This window comes from Dietzia sp. E1 (assembly GCF_014145015.1).
Classification (GTDB): Bacteria; Actinomycetota; Actinomycetes; order Mycobacteriales; family Mycobacteriaceae; genus Dietzia; species Dietzia cinnamea_A.
Genome location: NZ_JAALDU010000236.1, coordinates 1 through 2,896, shown reverse-complemented (window position 1 = coordinate 2,896; position 2,896 = coordinate 1). Strand labels below are relative to the sequence as shown.

General features: G+C 72.4%; 4 protein-coding genes and 1 pseudogene. 4 read left to right on the top strand and 1 reads right to left on the bottom strand.

Features of this window, described 5'->3' with window-relative positions:
- The first annotated feature begins 135 nt into the window (after positions 1-135).
- The 3 genes and pseudogenes from G6030_RS08790 (at position 136) to G6030_RS16480 (ending at position 1,486) form a co-directional block, all read left to right on the top strand.
- The gene (locus G6030_RS08790) at positions 136-489 is read left to right on the top strand and encodes a cupin (RefSeq protein WP_182642870.1); all 354 of its coding nucleotides are present in this window, start codon (positions 136-138) and stop codon (positions 487-489) included.
- 28 nt (positions 490-517) lie between these two features.
- Positions 518-940: pseudogene (locus tag G6030_RS16485) on the top strand (SRPBCC family protein); the annotation flags it as partial.
- A gap of 114 nt (positions 941-1,054) precedes the next feature.
- A complete protein-coding gene (locus G6030_RS16480) occupies positions 1,055-1,486 on the top strand; it encodes a GNAT family N-acetyltransferase (protein ID WP_241724261.1) in 432 nt (143 codons plus the stop codon).
- A 33-nt stretch (positions 1,487-1,519) separates the two neighbouring features.
- On the opposite strand, the gene G6030_RS08780 is transcribed toward G6030_RS16480, so the two are convergent.
- Complete coding sequence (locus G6030_RS08780) at positions 1,520-2,287, bottom strand: thioesterase family protein (RefSeq protein WP_007628771.1); 768 nt, start codon at positions 2,285-2,287, stop codon at positions 1,520-1,522.
- Between the two features lie 64 nt (positions 2,288-2,351).
- On the opposite strand from G6030_RS08780, the gene G6030_RS08775 reads away from it, so the two are divergent.
- A complete protein-coding gene (locus tag G6030_RS08775; protein WP_007628770.1) occupies positions 2,352-2,834 on the top strand; it encodes a MaoC family dehydratase in 483 nt (160 codons plus the stop codon).
- Positions 2,835-2,896 lie beyond the last annotated feature (62 nt).

Here is a 2,896-nt window from a genome sequence, read left to right as displayed (position 1 = left end):
GCCCGCGCCACCCGGACGCTGGCCACCGCGGTGGTCGCGGCGACGATCGTGCTTTGCGCGGTGGTCGCCGTCCTGACGTAGTGTTCGTGAAAAGAGACCCCGATGGCCGCGACACGAGAGGCAGTGAGTTCCACCATGAACCATGTGACCGAGACCGCCGACCGCATCCTCGATATGGCCAAGGAGTCCAAGCACGGTCGCCACGCCGAGCTCCTCGTCCACGAGGGCCCGCTGCGTCAGGCGCTCCTCGCCCTGACCGAGGGCACCGAGCTCGAGGAGCACAACTCTCCCCCGGCCGCGAGCCTCTACCTGCTCCAGGGCGCCGTCCGCGTGACCGGGGACGGCACCACCGACATCGCCGCCGGCGAGCTGCACACGCTCACCCACCGCCGGCACTCCGTCACCGCGCTCGCCGACTCGGTCTTCCTGCTGACGACGATCACCAGCATCCCGGGCCAGGGAAGTCACGACACCGAACCCGTCGACTGACGGGCGGGCGCGGCGGATACTGGGAGGCGTGCGCACGCGACACGTCTCCACGGTCATCCGCCGCCCGCCCGAGCAGGTGTACGCCTACGCCCGCGACCCCGCCAACCTCGGCGCCTGGGCCGCCGGGTTGGCGTCGGGCCGGATCGAGCCCGACAGTGAGGTCGGCGGCGAGGGCGGCGGCGAGGGCGGTGACGGGGGCCGTGACGGGGACCGTGGCGACACGCTCGTCGTGGATTCGCCGATGGGACGCGTGAGCGTGCGCTTCCTACCCCGCAACGAGCTGTGCGTACTGGACCACGAGGTCGCGCTTCCCGACGGGACCGTCACCTACAACCCGCTGCGGGTCGTGCCGCACCCCGAGGGTGCGGAGGTGGTCTTCACGCTGCGCGGGGTCGACGACGACGAGTTCGAGCGGGACGCCGCGATGGTGGCCGAGGACCTGGCGCGCCTCCGGGCCGCCTTCGAGGGCCCGCTCCCCGCCGGGGCGCCGCCGCGGACCGCCTCGGCCATCGCCGACCCGGGTATACGCCTGGCCTCGCCGACGGACGCGGGGTCGCTCGGTCGGATGCTGTACGAGTTCAACACGGAGTTCGAGTCCGCGACGCCCACCGCCGACGACGCCGCCCGGCGATTCGGGGACCTCCTCGCGCGCGACGACGTCCTCGCCGTCGTCGCCTCCCCCGGGAGCCCCGGCAACCCGGGCGTTTCCACCGACGTCGGCTTCGCCCTGGTCACCCTGCGCCCCACCCCCTACTCCGACCACCCTCTCGCGCAGCTCGAGGAGCTCTACGTCCGACCGGAGCTCCGGGGGCGCGGTGTCGGGACGGCGATCGTCAGCCGCGTGCTGTCCGAGGTGGTCGCCAGGCGGTGCGAGGAGATGCTGATCAACGTCGACGCCGATGACCTGGGCGCGCGGCGCTTCTACGAACGCCACGGGTTCACCGACCGCGATCCGGACAGCGGATCGGGGATGCGCTGCTACCTGCGATTGTTGTAGAGCCGCGCCCGGGCCTCGTCGCGCGCCGGCCCTCTACGGCCGTACGGTCAGCGACTGGGACACGGTGCCGACCGGTCCGTCCTCGTCGTGGATCACGCTCGCGGTCAGCCCCAGGCCGCCGGGTCCGAAGGTGACGCGGGTGTCGAAACCCAGCCACTGCCCCGCGGGTGAGCGCACGAGGTGGGCGGTGAGGTCGATGTTGGGGAAGGTGACGACGGCCGGGTCCGCGCGGATCGCCATCCCGTTGGCGATGTCGACGAGGGCCGTCATCCGCGCGAGCGGGCTGACCGCCTCCCCCGCGAGCAGAGGGACGTCGGTGCGCACCCAGTACCGGGCCCGGCCCGGCCCCCTCGAGTCCCGCCGCACCCGGGCGGAGGCGAGGTACCCGCCGCCCCACACGGAGGTGGGATCCCACGGCTCCATCTCCTGCGGAGGCGGCAGCGGGTCGAAGGCGTCTCCGGCGATCGCCCCGGTGTCGCGCGGTTGCTGCAACCACGCGCGGAGCCGGATGCCCGCCCGGTCGCCGTGGGAATAGGTCGCCTCCACCAGTTCGATCGTGCGCCCGGGTCGGATCACCTCCACCTCGACGTCCACCGCGTCCATGGGCACCACGCCCAGCAGCTCGTACGTCAGGCGCGAGAGGACCATCGGATCGTCGCGCCGTCCGGCCAGGTCGAGCTCCACGGCATGGACGAGCAGTCCCAGCGCGGGACCGATGTGCTGCGTGGACTCGTCCCAGGCGCCGCTCACATGATCGGTGGGCCGGAAGCTCCCCGGTCCGAGCCTCTCGAAGTACGCCATCCCCGTCCTCCAGTCGGTGAGTGGTGATTAACTGGGGAGCGTACACACAGCAGTGGGAGGCAGCATGACGGACGAGAAGTTCGACCAGTTCACCACCCCGATCGACGACCGGTACCTCGAGGACTACACCGAGGGTCACCGGTACCGCTTCGGCGAGGAGTCGGTCGACGCCGGGGAGATCATGGAGTTCGCCCGGCGCTACGACCCGCAGAGCATCCACACCGACCCGGACGCCGCGGCCGCCGGCCCGTTCGGCGGCCTCATCGCGAGCGGCTGGCAGACCGCCGCGCTCATGATGCGCCTTTTCGCGGACAACTACCTCACCAGCGTGGCGAGCCTCGCCTCGCCCGGGATCGACGAGCTGCGGTGGGTGCGGCCCCTGCGCCCCGGCGACCGGCTGACCCTGGTGTGCGAGACCACGGGTGTCCGCCCGTCGCGCACCAAGCCGGACCGCGGGGTGCTGACGACCGACGTGACCCTGATCAATCAGGACGGCGACCCGGTCCTCACCGCGACCGCGATGAACATGGTGGCCCGCCGGCGCTGACCTGCCCGGTGGCCCGGCGACCTCGCCCCCGGTCGCCGCCGACGCCGCCCCGGTCGCCGCCG